General features: G+C 59.2%; 18 protein-coding genes and 1 tRNA gene. 9 read left to right on the forward strand and 10 right to left on the reverse strand.

Annotated features, from left to right (window positions below; all coding sequences use genetic code 11):
• Position 1 precedes the first annotated feature (1 nt).
• Both C7U61_RS08800 and C7U61_RS08805 read left to right on the forward strand, forming a co-directional pair.
• A complete protein-coding gene (locus C7U61_RS08800; RefSeq protein WP_106997738.1) occupies positions 2–862 on the forward strand; it encodes a phytoene/squalene synthase family protein in 861 nt (286 codons plus the stop codon).
• A 77-nt stretch (positions 863–939) separates the two neighbouring features.
• Positions 940–1,401 carry a hypothetical protein gene (locus tag C7U61_RS08805; RefSeq protein WP_106997739.1) on the forward strand — a complete coding sequence of 154 codons (462 nt, stop codon included), beginning with the start codon at positions 940–942 and terminating at the stop codon, positions 1,399–1,401.
• 19 nt (positions 1,402–1,420) lie between these two features.
• Here C7U61_RS08805 and trmFO read toward each other — a convergent pair whose 3' ends face one another.
• From trmFO to C7U61_RS08825, 4 genes are all read right to left on the reverse strand, one after another.
• The gene (gene trmFO / locus C7U61_RS08810; RefSeq protein WP_106997740.1) at positions 1,421–2,857 is read right to left on the reverse strand and encodes a methylenetetrahydrofolate--tRNA-(uracil(54)-C(5))-methyltransferase (FADH(2)-oxidizing) TrmFO; all 1,437 of its coding nucleotides are present in this window, start codon (positions 2,855–2,857) and stop codon (positions 1,421–1,423) included.
• A gap of 117 nt (positions 2,858–2,974) precedes the next feature.
• On the reverse strand, positions 2,975–3,331 hold the full coding sequence (locus C7U61_RS08815; RefSeq protein ID WP_106997741.1) for a VOC family protein: 357 nt from the start codon (positions 3,329–3,331) through the stop codon (positions 2,975–2,977).
• 279 nt (positions 3,332–3,610) lie between these two features.
• Complete coding sequence (locus C7U61_RS08820; protein WP_069611985.1) at positions 3,611–3,754, reverse strand: DUF1127 domain-containing protein; 144 nt, start codon at positions 3,752–3,754, stop codon at positions 3,611–3,613.
• 305 nt (positions 3,755–4,059) lie between these two features.
• On the reverse strand, positions 4,060–4,206 hold the full coding sequence (locus tag C7U61_RS08825) for a DUF1127 domain-containing protein (RefSeq protein ID WP_081615319.1): 147 nt from the start codon (positions 4,204–4,206) through the stop codon (positions 4,060–4,062).
• A gap of 873 nt (positions 4,207–5,079) precedes the next feature.
• On the opposite strand from C7U61_RS08825, the gene C7U61_RS08830 reads away from it, so the two are divergent.
• The 6 genes from C7U61_RS08830 (at position 5,080) to C7U61_RS08855 (ending at position 10,298) form a co-directional block, all read left to right on the forward strand.
• On the forward strand, positions 5,080–6,219 hold the full coding sequence (locus C7U61_RS08830; RefSeq protein ID WP_106997742.1) for a DUF2157 domain-containing protein: 1,140 nt from the start codon (positions 5,080–5,082) through the stop codon (positions 6,217–6,219).
• The gene (locus C7U61_RS08835; protein ID WP_106997743.1) at positions 6,216–6,830 is read left to right on the forward strand and encodes a GDYXXLXY domain-containing protein; all 615 of its coding nucleotides are present in this window, start codon (positions 6,216–6,218) and stop codon (positions 6,828–6,830) included. The genes C7U61_RS08830 and C7U61_RS08835 overlap by 4 nt, the downstream gene beginning before the upstream one ends.
• 146 nt (positions 6,831–6,976) lie before the next feature.
• Positions 6,977–7,061 (forward strand) — tRNA-Leu (locus C7U61_RS08840).
• Between the two features lie 279 nt (positions 7,062–7,340).
• Positions 7,341–8,828, forward strand: a complete 1,488-nt coding sequence (tig, locus tag C7U61_RS08845; protein ID WP_106997744.1) for a trigger factor — start codon at positions 7,341–7,343, stop codon at positions 8,826–8,828.
• 379 nt (positions 8,829–9,207) lie between these two features.
• Complete coding sequence (locus C7U61_RS08850) at positions 9,208–9,510, forward strand: antibiotic biosynthesis monooxygenase (protein ID WP_181315822.1); 303 nt, start codon at positions 9,208–9,210, stop codon at positions 9,508–9,510.
• Between the two features lie 11 nt (positions 9,511–9,521).
• A complete protein-coding gene (locus C7U61_RS08855) occupies positions 9,522–10,298 on the forward strand; it encodes an AraC family transcriptional regulator (protein ID WP_106997746.1) in 777 nt (258 codons plus the stop codon).
• A gap of 37 nt (positions 10,299–10,335) precedes the next feature.
• Here C7U61_RS08855 and sthA read toward each other — a convergent pair whose 3' ends face one another.
• The 6 genes from sthA to phaC form a co-directional block, all read right to left on the reverse strand.
• Positions 10,336–11,742, reverse strand: a complete 1,407-nt coding sequence (gene sthA / locus C7U61_RS08860; RefSeq protein WP_106997747.1) for a Si-specific NAD(P)(+) transhydrogenase — start codon at positions 11,740–11,742, stop codon at positions 10,336–10,338.
• Between the two features lie 201 nt (positions 11,743–11,943).
• On the reverse strand, positions 11,944–12,540 hold the full coding sequence (locus C7U61_RS08865) for a dual specificity protein phosphatase family protein (protein WP_106997748.1): 597 nt from the start codon (positions 12,538–12,540) through the stop codon (positions 11,944–11,946).
• Between the two features lie 260 nt (positions 12,541–12,800).
• Positions 12,801–13,655, reverse strand: a complete 855-nt coding sequence (gene radC / locus C7U61_RS08870; protein WP_106997749.1) for a DNA repair protein RadC — start codon at positions 13,653–13,655, stop codon at positions 12,801–12,803.
• A 2-nt stretch (positions 13,656–13,657) separates the two neighbouring features.
• Positions 13,658–14,494: a type I methionyl aminopeptidase gene (gene map / locus C7U61_RS08875; protein WP_106997750.1), complete on the reverse strand. Its 837-nt coding sequence runs from the start codon at positions 14,492–14,494 to the stop codon at positions 13,658–13,660.
• 2 nt (positions 14,495–14,496) lie between these two features.
• A complete protein-coding gene (sfsA, locus tag C7U61_RS08880) occupies positions 14,497–15,243 on the reverse strand; it encodes a DNA/RNA nuclease SfsA (RefSeq protein ID WP_106997751.1) in 747 nt (248 codons plus the stop codon).
• Between the two features lie 14 nt (positions 15,244–15,257).
• Complete coding sequence (gene phaC, locus C7U61_RS08885) at positions 15,258–17,105, reverse strand: class I poly(R)-hydroxyalkanoic acid synthase (protein WP_106997752.1); 1,848 nt, start codon at positions 17,103–17,105, stop codon at positions 15,258–15,260.
• Positions 17,106–17,264: 159 nt separating this feature from the next.
• On the opposite strand from phaC, the gene C7U61_RS08890 reads away from it, so the two are divergent.
• Entirely contained in the window at positions 17,265–17,717 is a 453-nt protein-coding gene (locus C7U61_RS08890) for a hypothetical protein (RefSeq protein WP_106997753.1), read from the forward strand.
• Positions 17,718–17,771 lie beyond the last annotated feature (54 nt).

The raw sequence follows: 17,771 nt of genomic DNA on the forward strand, positions 1-17,771 counted from the left end.
TATGGCAACAACAGCCGCGCCCCGCAGCAACCGGGACATCTGCCTCGCGACGCTTCGCGACACGGACCGTGATCGCTATCTCGCCTGTCTGCTGGCGCCGGAGGAGAAGCGTCCCGCTCTGGCCGCGCTCTATGCCTTCAACGCCGAGCTGGCGCGCGTGCGCGATCTCGTGCATGAGCCGCTGCCCGGCGAAGTGCGGATGCAGTACTGGCGCGATCTCCTCGAAGGGCAATCTCACGGCTCGAGCGAGGCCAATCCGCTGGCCTTCGAACTTCTCACTGCGATCGAAGAGTATCGTCTACCGCGCCAGACGCTGATCGACATGATCGATGCGCGCATCTTCGATCTCTACGACGATCCTATGGAAAGCCGCAGCAGCCTGGAAGGCTATGCCGGCGAGACTGCGTCCGCTCTCATCCAGCTTGCAAGCCTGGTTCTGTCCGCCGACGAGGCGAAGTGTTCCGCAGATGCCGCCGGTCATGCCGGCGTCGCGCAGGCAATCGCCGGTCTGCTGCTTCTGATGCCGCTAAATCGCCATCGCGGCCAGCTCTACCTTCCGCTGGAGATTCTCTCGGCGACAGGGCTCGATCGCGACAGTTTTCTCGCCGGTGAAGACAAGCCGCGCATTTCGGCAGCGGTCGAAGCCTTTGCCGGTCTTGGCCGCGATCATCTCGCCAAGGCGAGGGCCGCAGGCCCCGTACCGCAGGCGATATTCCCCGCCTTTCTGCCGGTTACATTGGCGGAGCCTGTGTTGAAGAAGGCGCAGAAGCTTGGCGCCGGCATCTTCGATCGATCCCTGGTATTGCCGCAATGGCGCCGGCAGCTGCGCATGGCGATAGCGTCGATTACAAAGAAAATCTAAAATACACCAAGCTCGCGCAAGTCTCGGCGTTTATGGAGATAGCCGGCGCTTGATTTGCATTTCAGGGGGATCTTGCAGTGGGTATTGTCGTCTGGTGCATACTGTTTGCGATCGTCGTCTTCATCGCCTACTACGCGACGCGCATGGCATCGCAGAACAAGGAAGACGGCCTGCACGATACCGGTCTTGCCATCCTGGAATTCGGCCGCGCCTTTCCGGCCGAAGCGATCCGCCAGTTGCAGGCGACCGCAGACGGGCAGGCAGTCTTCGTGCGCCTGCACGATGACAAAGCCGGCTTCATGCGCAACGTGCGCAATCATTTCAGCGTCCATCTGATCGAACCGGGCAGGGCGCGTGCCAAAATTTCGGAAACCGGACGCGGCTTGACCGTCGATTTCCTCGATGTCCCGCATCACAACGGCACCTTCGAATTCAAGACGCCAGCGGAAGCTGCGGAGGTCTCGCTCTGGCTGCTCGGCAATTACGTCGCCGGCGAAGACGCGAAGCTCGAGCACCACGCGCCGCCGGCAACAAGCTGAAATCCCGAAGCCCGATGTGTCAGGCGCTTTCCGCGAGCACCGGCGCCTGGACGCCAAGCCATTTGGCGCAGTCGGCAAGCGCACGCTTGGCGATCAGCTGACGCTTCATGATGGTCTTGTCCTTGCCGCGAAAGCGCTTGACGCCCTCCGGCTTGACGATCGAGCCCGGCTCCAGCTCCGGGAAAAGGCCGAAATTGATATTCATCGGCTGGAAGGAGCGTTTGCCCGGCTCCTCGTCCGAGACGATGTGGCCGCCGGTGATGTGGTTCAGAAGCGAGCCGAGCGCCGTCGTAGCCGGAGGCAGCAAGGGTGCTTCGCCCTTGCGTTCGGCTGCGGCGAAGCGGCCGGCGAGCAGGCCGATGCTGGCGCTCTCGACATAGCCTTCGCAGCCGGTGATCTGGCCGGCAAAACGCAGGCCGGGCCGGGACTTCAGCACGAGCGAGCGGTCGAGCAGGGTGGGCGAGTTGATATAGGTATTGCGGTGCAAACCGCCGAGGCGGGCGAATTCCGCATTTTCGAGACCCGGAATGAGCCGGAAGATTTCTGCCTGCGCCCCATATTTCAGCTTCGTCTGGAAACCGACCATGTTGTAGAGCGTGCCGAGCGCATTGTCCTGACGCAATTGCACGACGGCATAGGCCTTGACCGTCGGATTATGGGCATTGGTCAGCCCCATCGGCTTCATCGGTCCATGGCGCAGCGTCTCGCGACCGCGCTCGGCCATGACCTCGATCGGCAGGCACCCGTCGAAATAGGGTGTGCCTTCCCATTCCTTGAAGCCGACGGCATCGCCGGCGATCAGGGCATCGACAAAGGCGTTGTACTGGGCTTCGTCCATCGGGCAGTTGATATAGTCCTTGCCGGTACCGCCGGGACCGACCTTGTCATAGCGCGACTGATACCAGCAGATGTCCATGTTGATGCTCTCGCGATAGACGATCGGCGCGATGGCGTCGAAGAAGGCGAGCGCATCCGCGCCCGTTTCCGCCTGGATGGCGCTGGCAAGATCCGGCGCCGTCAGCGGACCGGTGGCGATGATCGCCTGATCCCATTCCTTGGGCGGCAGCCCCTGGATTTCTTCACGAACGACGGTGATCAAGGGATGGTTTGCAATCGCCTGTGTTACCGCAGCCGAAAAGCCATCGCGATCGACGGCAAGCGCACCGCCGGCCGGCACTTGATGCTTGTCGGCGCATGCCATGATCAGCGAGCCGGCCATGCGCATCTCGGCATGGATGACGCCGACGGCATTGCTGGTCGCATCGTCGGAGCGGAATGAGTTGGAGCACACCAGCTCGGCAAGATCGTCCGTCTTGTGCGCTTCCGTGCCGCGCACGCCGCGCATCTCGTGCAGAATGACGGGAACACCGGCATTGGCGATCTGCCATGCGGCTTCCGAGCCGGCGAGGCCGCCCCCGATAACGTGAATGGGAGAATGGGAAGTGATCTGTGTCATGCGCGCGTCATTATCACGGGCGGGCCGACGATCCAATGCTTTGCTAAGGCATGCCGCGCAAAACTGGGCAACGGTGTTATGGCAAACTTAGTCCTTCGTCTGCCCGCCTAATGGGAGCTACGTATTGAAAGGCCTCGAGGGCGGTTCTGCAAGAGTGATGCGGTTTCCGTCAGGATCCGCCAATTGGGCGATCTTTCCATAGTCGCCTTGCGATTCTGCGGTGAGCTTCCCGCCAAAGTCTTCGAGCGATTTGCGAGCTTCATCCATTTTCGGCACCACAATGGTCAGTCTGCCGTACCCCGCATTCTCCTTGTCGCGGAAGATTTGAATGTTCGCCCCTGCAACATTGCGCCATTGGATCAACCCATCCATGGGACGATCGTCAGGCCCTCGGCCGAACAGTCGAGTATAGAAGGTCTCTGCTCGATCCATGCTGGCCGTAGCAAGCGCGGCGTAAATTCCTTGGATTTGCATTTTCCGCCTCCGTGCCAAAAGGTCTCCACCTGGAAATGAGAAACGCGCGGTTCCGTTCCAAAATGGCGGATGATGGCGGCCGTGACTATGTCCATTCCGCCGCGTGGGTAGCTTGGCGCAGTATGTCTGGCGGCAACGATATGCGGCGGCGGGCGAGCGGCTCGTCGCGGATCAACGGAAGCTCTGCGAGGCGATTAACTTGTGCGGCGATCTGATCGCCGGAATCAAAAACGGCGCCCAAAGGCGCCGTCTTGAGGCAGTCTGCTCAGTCGGTTCCTATTAACGGAAAGAACGAGCAGCGATGTTGCGGATTTCGTAGCGGCTGACGCCGATGTCCGAAAGGGTCTGGCTGGAGAGATTGCCAAGTTCGTTCAGAGTGCGGCGGTAGCTGATCCAGTTCTTTGCAATGCGAATCGGGTTCATGATCTTTTCCTCGGTATCTTGTTTGCGGGCGGTACGGTTACCGCCTCAGCGCTTGCACTCTATATAGGCGCGAAGAGGTTGATTGTGCAGTGCAAAGAAGAAGCGTCTGCTATGCATTTGTGCAATATGACGCCCAAAAAGCCGCCAATGCTCAAAATTTGTGTGCCTTGCGTATGGCGAATAGCTTGGAGGAGAATGGATAATGCTGCGGCTGCTCACTCGATGAGCAAAAAAGAACGCCCGCCGCGGAGGTCCGCAACGGGCGTTGAGTAGGCTTTCGCTGTTGGGCGAAGCCTATCCGGCGATTAACGGCCGGTAGCTTCGCGAGCAACGCGATGGATGTCGGCGCGGTCGATACCGAGGTCGTGCAGTTCACGGGCGCTCATGCGGCCGAGTTCGTTAACGGTTTGACGATACTTGCGCCAGTTGTTGAAAGAACGGGTCAGGTTCATGGTAGTCCCTTTCGAGGATCAAGGGATCGAGCAGTTCCGTCATTGGTTCCGTCGTCGATCTAATGGATTTAAATATATGCTGCGCCGCGAAAACTAAAAGCGCGAAAGCTTCATGCCACCTATGCGTAACGCGCAAGTCTGATGGATGCTTTGCCTAAGATGGTGGCTGCTTTGTGCGCATATCGCGGCCAAAGCGGGCTGCCGCCGGACGTCGATTTCCAGCCATTATCAGGCATTTCATGGCCTTGCCGATGGCTGCCGGCTTATAGCCACTTTTTTTACCAGTCCGGCTATTTCCGAGGAGCGAATGTTGCCGCAAATTGCTTTGCTGCGGTTCGGAAACGAGCTTGGGACTCCTCTCATACCGGCAATTGCCTTCTGCCGGTCGGCAAGGGCATCAGCACAGCATAAACCGATTTAGGGAGATAAAAAATAACGCCCACCGCGGGAGGAGGATGCGGTGGGCGTCATTTATGATGATCGACGACTTGGGAGGAGGAGTGTCGTCAATCGATCGGAGCGCATTGGGAGGAGGAGTATGCGGCTCCGAATGTCGTGTCGGGATTCATATCCCCAGGCTAGTCCGATCAGGATCGGCCGGCGCGCCATTGCCGTGTTTGTTGCAGGATAAATAGTATGACTTTTTGAATTTGTGCAGCGCAATAATTTCATGGGAGGCATGACCTAGGCGCATACCTCTCATCGGTATCTCTTTACCGGCCCTGAAGATACTCCATGAGCCCTTAATTTCGTATTAATATGGCACATACCTATGAGCCGAAGCTTCGGCTAGAAACGCGCGGCTCGCATCGATTGTGCGCGGATTTGTGCTAGCTCTGCCGCGAGCAGAATCGCAACGAGGGGGAGCCGAGCATGTACAGGGGCAGGCTGCAGCGGGATCTGAAGATCTGGACCGACAAGGGCCTGGTCGATGCGGTAACGGCGAAAGCCATACTGAGCGAATATGACGGCCGCCAGGCAAGTTTCAGCGCCGGGCGCGTGCTGGCCATCATCGCCGCCGTGCTTCTCGGCCTCGCCATCTTGCTGTTCATCTCTGCAAACTGGGAGGTTCTTCCGAGAATTGCCCGTCTGCTGGGGCTGGTTGCGATGATATGGGCCTTCTATCTCGCGGCGGCATATTTGTTAGCCCAAGGCCGCTCCCTCATCGCCGCTGCATTGTTGATTCTCGGCACCTTGAGTTTCGGTGGCGCCATGGCGCTGGTCGGCCAGATGTACAATCTGTCCGGCGACGAGCTTAGAATGATGACTGTATGGTTCGCCGCGGCCTGCCTCGTCGCGGCCTTGTTCCGCTCCTCGGCGCAGGTCGGTCTCGCCGGTTTTCTGGCCTGGGCATTTTGCGGCGTCTATCTCTGGGGGCATTTCGATGAATGGTATGGGATCATGCCCTGGATGCCGCCTCTGATGGCTGCGGTCCTGATTGCACTTGTCCGCTATGTCAACGCGCCCATGGCCCGGCATTTGGCATATCTCATGCTCGTCGGCTGGCTGACATGGCTCTTTGGCCGGCATGAAGGACTGAATACCGCCATCCTGTTTGCCGCTCTCGGCATGGCGGCGTTTCTCGTCGTCAGCATTCCCGCCTTGCCGCTCCTGCGCTTTGCACGCACCGCCGGCGCGGCGCCGGCGTTCTACACCTTTTTAGTTGCGTCGATCGGCTTCTTTCTTGTTCATGCCGAGATCAGCAACGGCTCCTTGGAAAATAATGTCTGGGTCGAGGATAAATTGCCGCTTGTCATCGTGGCAGCAACGACACTGGCGAGCTCGGTGGTAGCCATCTCGCTCAGCGGCCGCGACAATGGCGCGGTGCGCTATCTCGCTTACTTCGTCTTTGCCTGCGAAATTCTCTATCTCGCAGGCGAGACGATCGGCTCGATCATCGGCACGGCAGGCTTTTTCCTTGTCGCCGGCATGGTTGTGGCGATTGCCGCCTGGCTGGTCATCCAGCTGGAACGGCGCTTTTCCGACCAGAACGGGCAGGGGACACGGGCATGAGCGATATCGCCGAAAAGAGCCCGATCATCGGCTCCTCTCGCTTGTGGATCGCAGCCATCGTCGTTGCCGCTCTGCAGACGGCCGTTCTCGGCTATATGGTCGGAGAGCGGGCCTGGGGTTTGCGGACCGGCGTCGAGGTTCTCTTGAAGACGGCGCCGGTCGATCCGCGCGATCTTCTGCGCGGCGACTACGTGACCTTGAACTACGACATCTCCCGAGTTCCGATCTCGTCATTGGTCGACGGACCGCCGAAAACAAGCCGAAGTGCTTCGATCCTGTCCGTTCGCCTGAAGAAGCAGGAGGACGGCTATTGGGGCATTGTCGAATCGTCTTTCGGAGTCCTCGATCCGAAACCCGACACGGTCGTTCTCAAAAGCCTGCCTTACGATTATGTGTTTTATGGCGATGCAGCCGATCAATCCCAAGCGATGCTCGGCGTTACCTATGGTATCGAACGCTATTATATGCCCGAAGGACAGGGCCGCGAGATCGAAAGTGCCCGCAACGACAATCGCGTCGCCATCGTGGCGCGCGTGTCTTCCGACGGCGTTGCCCATATCAGAAGCCTGCTCCTCGATGGCAAATCCGTCTACGAGGAGCCGCTTTACTGACGATATCTGCGCGAAGTGCTCCGATAAGCTTTAAGCGTCGTCGCGGAACCGTCATTTTTCCTTTGCGTGGTTTGAAACGGGTGATATAGAGACGCCGCGCTCCGGAAGGCCCCATGGGCAGGCATTCGCCGTGCGGTTTTGGGAACGCGGGTATGGTGAAATTGGTAGACACGCCAGATTTAGGTTCTGGTGCCGCAAGGCGTGGGAGTTCAAGTCTCTCTACCCGCACCAACACTGTCTTGTGGACGGGGGGAGGCTGACCAAGCCTGTCTTCCAATATGCCGCAGGACGCGCCATCTTGCCCAAAGCATCCCGCTTTCGATGAGGAAGGGGACAAGATGTTTTGGCTCGTGACGGGATAGAGCTGCCTTTTGCGCGTTCGGCTGGATGCGCGGCGCTCTTGCAAGGTGAAAGAGAATTGCATCCAAGCCACGCTCGGGATTTTCCGGCGTCGTGCTCATCGAAACGAACGGCTGTCTGGGCACGGCCGCCATGAATGAAGGTAGGACAATGCAGGTTATCGAAACGCTCGCTGAAGGGCTGAAGCGCGAAATCAAGGTGGTCATCCCGGCCAAGGACATGGAAGTGCGCATGAACGAGCGCCTCGCCGAGGTCAAGGACAAGGTCCGCATCAACGGCTTCCGTCCGGGCAAGGTTCCGGTCTCGCACCTGAAGAAGGTCTACGGCAAGTCGATCATGGCCGATCTCGTCAACGAAATCGTTCGCGATCAGCCGCCGGCGATCCTGACCGAGCGCGGCGAAAAGTCGGCCACCCAGCCTGAAATCGCAATGACCGAGGACCAGGAAGAGGCCGAAAAGATCCTCTCCGCCCAGGCCGACTTCGAATTCACGCTGTCTTACGAAGTCATCCCGGCGATCGAGCTGAAGCCGGTCAACGGCATCAAGGTCACCCGCGAAGTCGCTGAAATCACTGAAGATGAAGTGACCGAGCAGATCCTCAAGATTGCCGAAAGCGCCCGCAGCTATGAAGCCAAGAAGGGCAAGGCCGCCAACGGCGACCGCGTCACCATCGATTACCTCGGCAAGGTCGACGGCGTAGCCTTCGACGGCGGCAAGGACGAAGACGCACAGCTCGTTCTCGGCTCCAACCGCTTCATCCCGGGCTTCGAAGAGCAGCTCGTCGGCCTCAAGGCTGGCGATGAGAAGGTCATCACCGTAACCTTCCCGGCCGACTATCCGGCCAAGAACCTCGCCGGCAAGGAAGCCACCTTCGACATCAACGTCAAGGAAGTTGCAGCTCCCGGCGAAATCGAAATCAACGACGAACTCGCTTCCAAGCTCGGCATCGAATCCGCCGATCGCCTGAAGGAAATCGTTCGCGGCCAGATCGAAAGCCAGTACGGCTCGGTCACCCGCCAGAAGGTCAAGCGCCAGATCCTCGACCAGCTTGACGAAATGTACCAGTTCGACACGCCGCAGAAGCTTGTCGACGCTGAATTCGCCAGCATCTGGCGCCAGATCGAAACCGATCTCAGCGAATCCGGCAAGACCTTCGAAGACGAAGACACCACCGAAGAAAAGGCTCGCGAAGAATACCGCAAGCTCGCAGAGCGCCGCGTTCGCCTCGGCCTCGTTCTCTCCGAAATCGGCGAAAAGGCCGGTGTCGAAGTCAGCGAAGACGAACTGCAGCGCGCGCTTTACGCACAGCTGCAGCAGTTCCCGGGCCAGGAAAAGGAAATCCTGGAATTCTTCCGCAAGACGCCAGGCGCTTCCGCCAACCTGCGCGCCCCGATCTTCGAAGAAAAGGTTATCGACCACCTGCTGACCGAGGTTAACGTCACGGATAAGACCGTTTCCAAGGAAGCGCTGCTGGCCGACGACGAAGAAGAAGACAAGCCGGCTGCCAAGAAGGCCGCTCCGAAGAAGAAGGCTGCCAAGGCTGAAGCGACGGAAGCCGCTGCCGAAGGCGAAGAAGCTGCCGCTCCGAAGAAGAAGGCCGCCCCGAAGAAGAAGGCTGCTGAAGACAGCGCCGAATAATCGGTTTTCTACCGGACTGAAATCGAGCCCTGCCGTTCGCGGCGGGGCTTTTTGTTGTGAGGAAACAGTAAACTTCCTCTCCTCGCGCACGAGGAGAGGAGCTGCGACTTATCGGCTGGATAAGGAATTGACCGATATTGGCATTCATCGTTGCTATATTGATAAGATGCTCGATGATGGCTTGCTTGCAAAGACGGGCCACATCGCGGTCAAACGCATCTCACCACAGCTGCGTAAATGAGCAAACCGGAAACCCGGCTGGTGCCCGCCGGATATGAATTGTTTCTGTCCTTTAGACGCGTACATTTGACCGATGCGCGGCAGCCATCAATCACTATGTTCGACTAACCTCCCGAGCGTTAAAGGCAAGGAGAGCCAAATGTTCATCGCGATCGTCGATTTTACTGTTGAACCCGAAAGCCGCCCCGCAGTCGTTGCAAGGCTGCTTCAAGATAGTGATGTTATCCTCGCCATGAAGGGAAACCTCGCATTCAGTGCCTATATCGACCCTGTCGACGACGGGGCGGTTCGCATTTGGCACGAGTGGTGGGACGTTGAGCATTTCCGCACCTACACGGCGTCGGACGTGTTTAAGCAGCTCGGCCTTGTGTTGCGCCCATTGATGAAGGCGCCGCCGATTAGCCGACGGATGATGTCCGAAGTTCTTGAGACGATCGTCTGAGGCATATTCTGATGGTAGAAGCAGCCGAAGCTTACAGCGTTTCCCGGCTGTTCCCGCCAGCCGACCGTGCTGAATTGTGTTTCGACCGGCATTACCTGCTTTACTGTACGGCCGGCACGATGCGTCTGGAGGCGGAGGGCAAGGTGTGGTCATTGCCCCCGTCGCGGGCCGCCATCATTGAAGCGGGCCGGAGTATTCATGTGACCTTGCCGCAGACGGTGATGGCCTGTTCAGCTCTCTTCGCTCGAACATTCATTCCCGCTCCGGCAGAGGCTCTTACGGTCATCAATGTGACTCCTCTCGCGCGAGAATTGATCCTTGCTTGCCGTGTCTGGACCGATGCCGATAAGCCGCTCGATCCCTATGCGCGGCAACTCTTCGCGACCTTGGCCGCGGTCGTCAGCCAACTCGCCGCTACGCCGTCCCATGCCGCCATGCCGCTACCCCGTTCGAGTAGCGTCGCTGCGGCGATGCGGCTGACCGAACAGCGAATGGCCGAAGCGCCGGACTTTGCCTCGATTGCGCGCGACGTTGCGATGACGGAGCGGTCACTCGCTCGTCGTTTCTCGGATGAGATGGGTATGACCTGGCGTCAGACGTTGCGCCGGTTGCGCATCATTCGCGCAATGGAACTCCTCGGAGTGAATGATGTGACTATCACCGAGGCGGCATACTCGGTCGGCTACGCATCGCTATCGGCCTTCAACGCCGCATTTTTAGAAATCAACGGCCAGACGCCGACGGCCTTCCGCCTCAGCATCCAGGGCGCTAGTCTTCCAAACCCCTAATTTGCCTGGGCTTCGCACAGCTGCCGTCACAGGGATATCAAAGTTCCGACTTGATGTCGCCCATTCGATTCCAGGCGTCGAGGCCGGCAATCTTGTAGGCTTCGGCGAGCGTCGGATAGTTGAAGGTGTTTTCGACGAAATATTCGACGGTGCCCTTGAGGTTCAGCACGGCCTGGCCGATGTGCACGAGTTCGGTCGCGCCTTCGCCGACGATGTGGACGCCAAGCAGGCGGCGGGTCTTCAGCGAGAAGATCATCTTCAGGAGACCTGTATCAAGGCCCATGATGTGGCCTCGCGAGGTCTCGCGGAAGCGGGCAATACCGCATTCGTAAGGGATATGCCGCTCCTTGACCTCTTCCTCCGACAGGCCGCAGGTGGAGATTTCCGGCACGGCATAGATGCCGTAGGGGAAGTATTTCGGCGGCTCCTTGGCGATCGCACCGACGGCGACCCGGGCGGCGATGCGGCCCTGTTCCATCGAGGTCGAGGCGAGGCTCGGGAAACCGACCACATCGCCGGCGGCAAAGATATGCGGAACCTTCGTCGCAAAGGTCTCCGGATTAACACTGAGGCGGCCGCGTGCATCGGCCTCAAGGCCGGCGGCGGCAAGATTAAGGGTATCGGTGGCGCCCATGCGCCCGGCGGCGAAGAGAACCATGTCAGTGGTGATGCGGCGGCCATTGTCCAGCGTCAGCTCGACCTTGCCGTTCGGCAAGCGCTCCACTTTCTCCGCCTTCTGGCCGAGCAGCAGCTTCATGTTGCGGTCGCGCAGCTGATAGGTGAAGTCCTCGACGATCTCCTTGTCGATAAAGTCGAGCATGGTGGATTTCGGATCGATCAGCGTCACCTGCGTATCGAGCGCGCTGAAGATCGTCGCATATTCGATGCCGATGACGCCGGCGCCGATGACCACCATCGATCGAGGCAGTTCCTCGATATCGAGCAGTTCATCGCTGTCGAGAACCGTCTTGCCGTCGAACGGCATGTAATCCGGACGGAACGGCTTGGTGCCGACCGCGAGCAGGATGCTGGTAGCGGAGACGGTGACAACCTCGCCATCATCCTTGAGGATCTGCATCGTCTGCGGATCGACGAAGCTTGCCTTGCCTCGGATATGCTGCACGCGGTTGCGGGCAAACTGATGTTCCAGCACTTCGACCTCGTGGTCGAGGGTGATCAGCAGGCGACGGCGCAGGTCTTCGGCGCTGATTTCCTGTTTGACGCGATAGGCGCGGCCGTAGAAGCCGCGTTCGCGCCAACCCGAGAGGTTGAGCGCCGTTTCGCGCAGCGTCTTGGAGGGAATGGTGCCGGTGTGGACCGAGACGCCGCCGACGCGCTTGCCTTGCTCGACGACGAGCACCCTCTTGCCGAGCTTGGCGGCCTGGATAGCGCCTCTGCGGCCGGCAGGGCCGCTGCCCACGACTAGGAGATCGAATTGGTCCATCGGGAAGCCTCGGATGAATGGAATAGGGAATCAATGTCGCAATGCAACATGCTCCGTCAACCGGTAGCGGCTCAATGTTACAGATTATCTAACGGGAAGTCAGAGCATGTCGGGCAAAGGGTGCGGTGGCTTTGCGATAACGACATGCGCAAAATCAAAGACCGAAAGCGTGGGAAGCAAATCTGAAAGATCGCGACGCGCTCAGGACGCCGAAAGCCCAAGCCAGGGTTCCAGCTTCTCGAAGGTACGGTCCATGGCATAAGCACGCGTGAAGGAGAACGGCAGGTGGCCATAGATGATCGACATCTGGCCCTCTGCGGTAGCCTCGTTGGTCTTGGCGATCGCGGCAAGGTAAAGTGCGGAGGCCAGGCCGGTTCTGTCGGCTCCGGCCTGGCAATGAATGAGGATCGGCTTCGGCGCATTCCGCATGATGTCGACAAGCTGCGCGGCCTGCTCTTGGGTCAGCTCGCGGCCCGAAGACATATGGAAATCGATATGGTTGATGTTGAGCTCTTTCGCTTCAGCAACTTCATTATCATACCAACGGTGCCCGCTATTGTCGCCACGCAGGTTGATAATGGTCTTGATACCGTATTGCTTTTGAAACTCCGCGATGTTGCTGGCCGAGGGCTGCGAGGAGCGGTAGAGCTCGCCGGCGACGACCGGATGGAAATTCGTCGTCCAGAGCATGTGAGCATAGAAGCCACCGGCGACTGCCGCGAAGCCGATCGAGGCAACGAACGCGCCCCGGCCAAAATGGCGAAGGCGAGAGGCAAGTGTCGGCGATGTCTTTTGCATGCGATCTCCGGATCGGATCGACCACTGAGGCGGATTGGTCAAATCAAAACAGCAGCTTCCGCCAGCAAGCTTGCCGTTGCGAGAGCCGCAATCCTTCTGCCAGACCATCCTGACGCTGAGCTGAAAAATAATGACTGACGAGGATTGGCGATTCACAGCCGCTTCGAAAAGGCGGACGTGTCTTCTGCTTAAAAAAGCTAATTACATCAAATTGCTGATTTATATTTTTGAATAAGAATCTTAGGAAGCGTTGGGCAATTTCAGATCAATCGCAACGCGCGGAAGCTGACATGTCCGTTTTTTCCAATGATAACATGGTCGTGAACGGTGATGCCGAGGGGCTTGGCGGTATCGATGATCGTCTTCGTCATGTCGATATCGGCGCGAGATGGGGTCGGGTCTCCCGACGGGTGATTATGCACCAGAATCACCGCCGAGGCGGAGAGTTCGAGTGCGCGCTTGACGACCTCGCGCGGATAGACAGGCGTATGATCGATCGTGCCGAAGCCCTGCACTTCGTCTGCGATCAGGGCGTTGCGCTTGTCGAGAAACAGCAGGCGGAATTGCTCGCGGGCTTCGTGCGCCATGGCGGCATGACAGTAGTCGATAAGCGCTTTCCACGAGGAGAGCACCGGTTTGCCCGTCAATTCGCTCTTCAGCATGCGCTGTGCGACGCTCGCGACCAGCTTCAGGTCGAGCGCGACCGCATCGCCGACACCGCTGATCTCGGTCAGCAGACCGACGGGAGCGCCGAACACGCCGCCAAGCGTGCCGAAGCGGGCAAGCAGAGCCTTGGCGATCGGTTTCGTATCGCGGCGCGGGATCAGCCGGAAAAGCAGGAGCTCGAGGATTTCGTAGTCCGCCAGCGCCGCATCGCCGCCATCGCGGTAGCGATTGCGCAACCGTTCGCGGTGACCATGATAATGGGCTTCGCCATTGGTCGGCGTGGATTGAGCTACTGAAGCGGATTTGGCGGTCTGCGCCGCGGGCTTAGCCGGTTGGGGGAAGAATAGCCGCTCGTCGAGCAGGGGGGCTTCTTCCAACGCCTCCGTCTTCCCGCCTCTATCGAGGGGCATGTCGCCATGTCCGTTGGGAGAAGCGGGACGTTTCGCCATGTTTATCCCTGCAGCGGCGGCAGGCCGGGACGGTCGAGCCCGCCGGGCGACAGGGTGAAGATTTCGCAGCCCGTGGCGGTAACGCCGACCGTATGCTCGTACTGCGCCGAGAGCGAACGGTCGCGGGTGACGGCCGTCCAGCCATCGCCGAGCACCTTCACATGCGGCTTGCCAAGATTGATCATCGGCTCGATGGTGAAGATCATGCCTTCGCGCAGTTCGGGGCCGTCATTGACGCGGCCGTAATGCAGGATATTCGGTGAGTCATGGAAGAGGCTGCCGACGCCGTGGCCGCAGAAGTCGCGCACGACCGAGCAGCGCTCGCCTTCGGCATAGGTCTGGATCGCTTCGCCGATGGCGCCGGTGCGGGCACCCGGACGAACGGCGGCAATGCCGCGCATCAGGGATTCATAAGTGACTTCGAGCAGCCGTTCGGCCGAGCGCTTGATTTCGCCGACCGGATACATGCGGCTGGAATCGCCGTGCCAGCCATCGAGCACATAGGTCACGTCGATATTGACGATATCGCCTTCACGTAGCGGCTTGTCGTTGGGAATACCGTGGCAGACGACATGGTTGATCGAGGTGCAGGAGGATTTCATATAGCCGCGGTAGTTCAGCGTCGCGGGATAAGCGCCGTGATCCATGCCGAATTCGAAAACGAAGCGGTCGATGACATCGGTGGGCACGCCGGGCTTGACGATCGCGGCGAGTTCGTCGAGGCAGCGGGCGGTCAGCTGGCATGCCTTGCGCATTCCGGCAAACGCGTCTTCTCCGTAGATGCGGATAGCCCCCGTATTTTTCGCCGGCGCCGTTGCCGCTTCGATGTAATTCACCATGACTAGCCTTCGGTAGAGATCTTAAACTGTTCTAATGCAGCTATGCCGGGTTCGTCCATGGGGATCAACCCGGCAGGCGCGATTTCCGTCGGCGAGACCCTGCATTTCAGCGCATAGACTTCGACGCCACGCGCCAGAGCACGATCAAATGCCCGGGCGTAAACCGGATCGAGATCACCGCAGATGCGGAAGCGATCGCAATCATTGCGCTGGATCATGAACAGCATGACGGCGCGGTAGCCGGCCTCAGCCATGTCGCCCAGTTCTTCGAGATGCTTGGCGCCCCGCGCCGTCGCCGTATCGGGGAATTCCGCAAGACCCGGCTGCCGCATGAAATGGACGTTTTTCACCTCGACATAGGTGGTTGTCCGCAAAGGGTCGGTCAAGAGCAGGTCGATGCGGGAGTTGCGGCCGTAATTCTGCTCGCGCTTGACGGTCGTATAATCGCCGAGATCGGAGACCTGTCCGAGCGCGATCGCTTCGGCTGCGATACGGTTCGGCATGGCGGTATTGACGCCGACGGTGGTGCCGTCTGCCTCGATCAATTCGAAGACATGGCGGTATTTTCGCTTCGCGCCTTCATGTTCGGAGAGCCAAATGCGCGAGCCGGGTGCCGTGAGGCCGAGCATCGAGCCGGTATTCGGGCAGGATCCGGTGATGAAGGTCCCGTCCTCCAGCTCGGCATCGAAGAGGAAGCGCTTGTAGCGGGAAATCAGGCGGGCAGGGACGAGAGGCGAAGGAAATTGCATAATCGGGCGACTGCTTACGCCCGTTCCAGAACGAAGCTGCCGGGTGCCTCTTCCAGCGCATTGAGCGCCTTGCCGCCGGGTTTGCGCGCCGCCGTCATGCGGTGGTCTTGCGCGAGGATCCAGGAATGCCAATGCGGCCACCAGGAGCCAGGCGTCTCCTTTGCTCCGGCGAGCCAATCCTCATAGTCGCCGCCCGTCGGGCCGCCCGTCCAGAACTGATATTTATGCTTATCAGGCGGGTTGACGACGCCGGCAATGTGGCCTGAGCCCGTTACCACGAATTCCACCGGACCGCCGAAATACCGGCTGCCGACGAAGACGGATTTGGCCGGCGCGATGTGATCCTCGCGGGTTGCCAGATTGTAGACGGGGATGCGCACGTCCTTCAGCGACAATGTCTTGCCGTCGAGCACCATTTTGCCCTGGCTCAATGCATTGTTGAGGTAGCAGTTGCGCAGGTAGAATGAATGGTTGGCCGCGGCCATACGCGTGGAGTCAGCATTCCAGAACAGCAGGTCGAAGGGCAGGGGTTCCTGTCCCTTCAGATAGTTGTTGACGAAATAGGGCCAGATCAGTTCGGAGGCGCGCAGCATGTTGAAGGCCGTCGCCATCTTCGAACCTTCGAGATAGCCGAGCACATTCATCTGCTCTTCCAGGGCTGCGATCTGCTCCTCGTCGACGAAAACCTTCAGGTCGCCGGCAAAGGTGAAATCGACCTGCGTCGTCAGGAAGGTTACCGTTCGGATGCGCTTGTTCTTTTCCTTGGCATGGAGGGCGAGCGTGGCCGCGAGCAGCGTGCCGCCGACGCAATATCCGACGGCATTCACCTCCTGCTCGCCCGTCGCCTTCTCAATCGTTTCGAGTGCGAAATCGATGCCTTCGCGGGCATAGGAGGTCCAGTCCTTTGCCGCATGCCGATGGTCGGGGTTCACCCAGGAAATGACGAAGACGGTGTGACCTTGCTCGACACACCATTTGATGAAGGATTTCTGCGGATTGAGATCGAGAATGTAGAATTTGTTGATCCACGGCGGGCAGATCAGCAGAGGCCGCTTCAGCACCTTGTCCGTCGCCGCCTCGTATTGGATGACCTGGCAGACATCGCTTTGCGCGATGACCTTGCCCGGCGTCAGAGCCATGTCGCGGCCGACGGCGAATTTCGTCATGTCGGTCTGCCGCAGGCGAAGTTCGCCATGGCCAATGCTGATATCTTCCGCCAGCATCTTCATGCCGCGCACGAGGTTCTCGGCGTTGGAGGCGATGGTTTCGCGGTAGACCTGCGGGTTGGTCGCGACGAAATTGGTGGGCGAGAGAGCAGCGGTGATCTGCTTCGTGTAGAACGCCGCCTTGTGGCGCGTATGCTCGTCCAACCCTTCGGCTTCGCCGACCAGCTTTTCCGCCCAGTTCGACGTCAGGAGATAGGTCTGTTTCAGAAAGTCGAAGAAGGGGTTCTTCTGCCAGTCTTCATCGGCAAAGCGCCTGTCCTTGACCGCTTCAGCTTCTGCCTCGGCGGACGAATCGCCGCTGAGGCGTTGCATCGTTTTCGTCCAAAGGCCGAAATAGCCGGTCAGGAGGTGAGTCTGCGCCTCCAGCGTCCGGCGGGGATCGGAGAGCCAATATTCGCCGACCTTGGACAGCGTCTTGACCATATCGGTGATAGGATCGGCGAGCGTATCGACCTTCTCGCCGCGTTCGCGCGGCGCCAGCCAGGCCGAGGCTGCCTTGCCGAGATTTTCCAGCGCACGGGCAAAATTGACGGCCATCGCTTCGGGATCCCTGACGATGTAAGGCTCGACTGACTTTGGATCAAAGCCGGGAAAGCCACCATTGCCTTCATTCTTGTCCCGCTTGCTGTCGGTCACGCATCATCCTCCCGGCGGCAGCTCGTGTCTTGTTTTCCATTTGTACATCTTGCGGGAAAAGGAATACAAGTCGAATGAAACGCAACCCTGCTCTTGCTTTGCTGCTGCGACAAATTTAACAGTCGCAACCCACGGCAAAGATAGCGCAGGAAGACAATTATGAGCGGCGGCATGGTGGCAAGATTGAACCGGTATTCCGTACTCTGCGGTGCGATGTGCGGAATTCTCGCATTGACGCTCGCAAGCTGCTCGACGCCCGAAGAAAAGGCAGCCTACGCCAAGCGCAAGCAGCCGCCTCAGGCTGTGATCGTGAAGCCCGCCAAGGGCACGCCGGTCTTGGAAACCAGCACGCAGCAATATTACAAGGACGGCTATCCTTCCTTCAACGCACCGCCGACCGCGGCAAACGTCCAGATCAACGATCAGCAGGCGGGTGATATGGTAAAGCAGCTGACCTCGCTCGGATCTCAGCGCAAGGCCGGTACGATCTCGGAAGCCGAGTACCAGAGGCGCGTTGCCGAGATGCGCAAGCTTGCCGCCGAACATGGCCAGGATACGCTGCAGGAAATTCAGAAAGAGGGCGGCGCGCAGCCGGGCCAGACGCAGAATTAACCTTGCGTTTCAGACGATTTGGACGCAAAGCGTTCGGATAGGCCGAATTTGGAT

The organism is Rhizobium sp. JAB6 (genome assembly GCF_003024605.1).
Classification (GTDB): domain Bacteria; phylum Pseudomonadota; class Alphaproteobacteria; order Rhizobiales; family Rhizobiaceae; genus Rhizobium.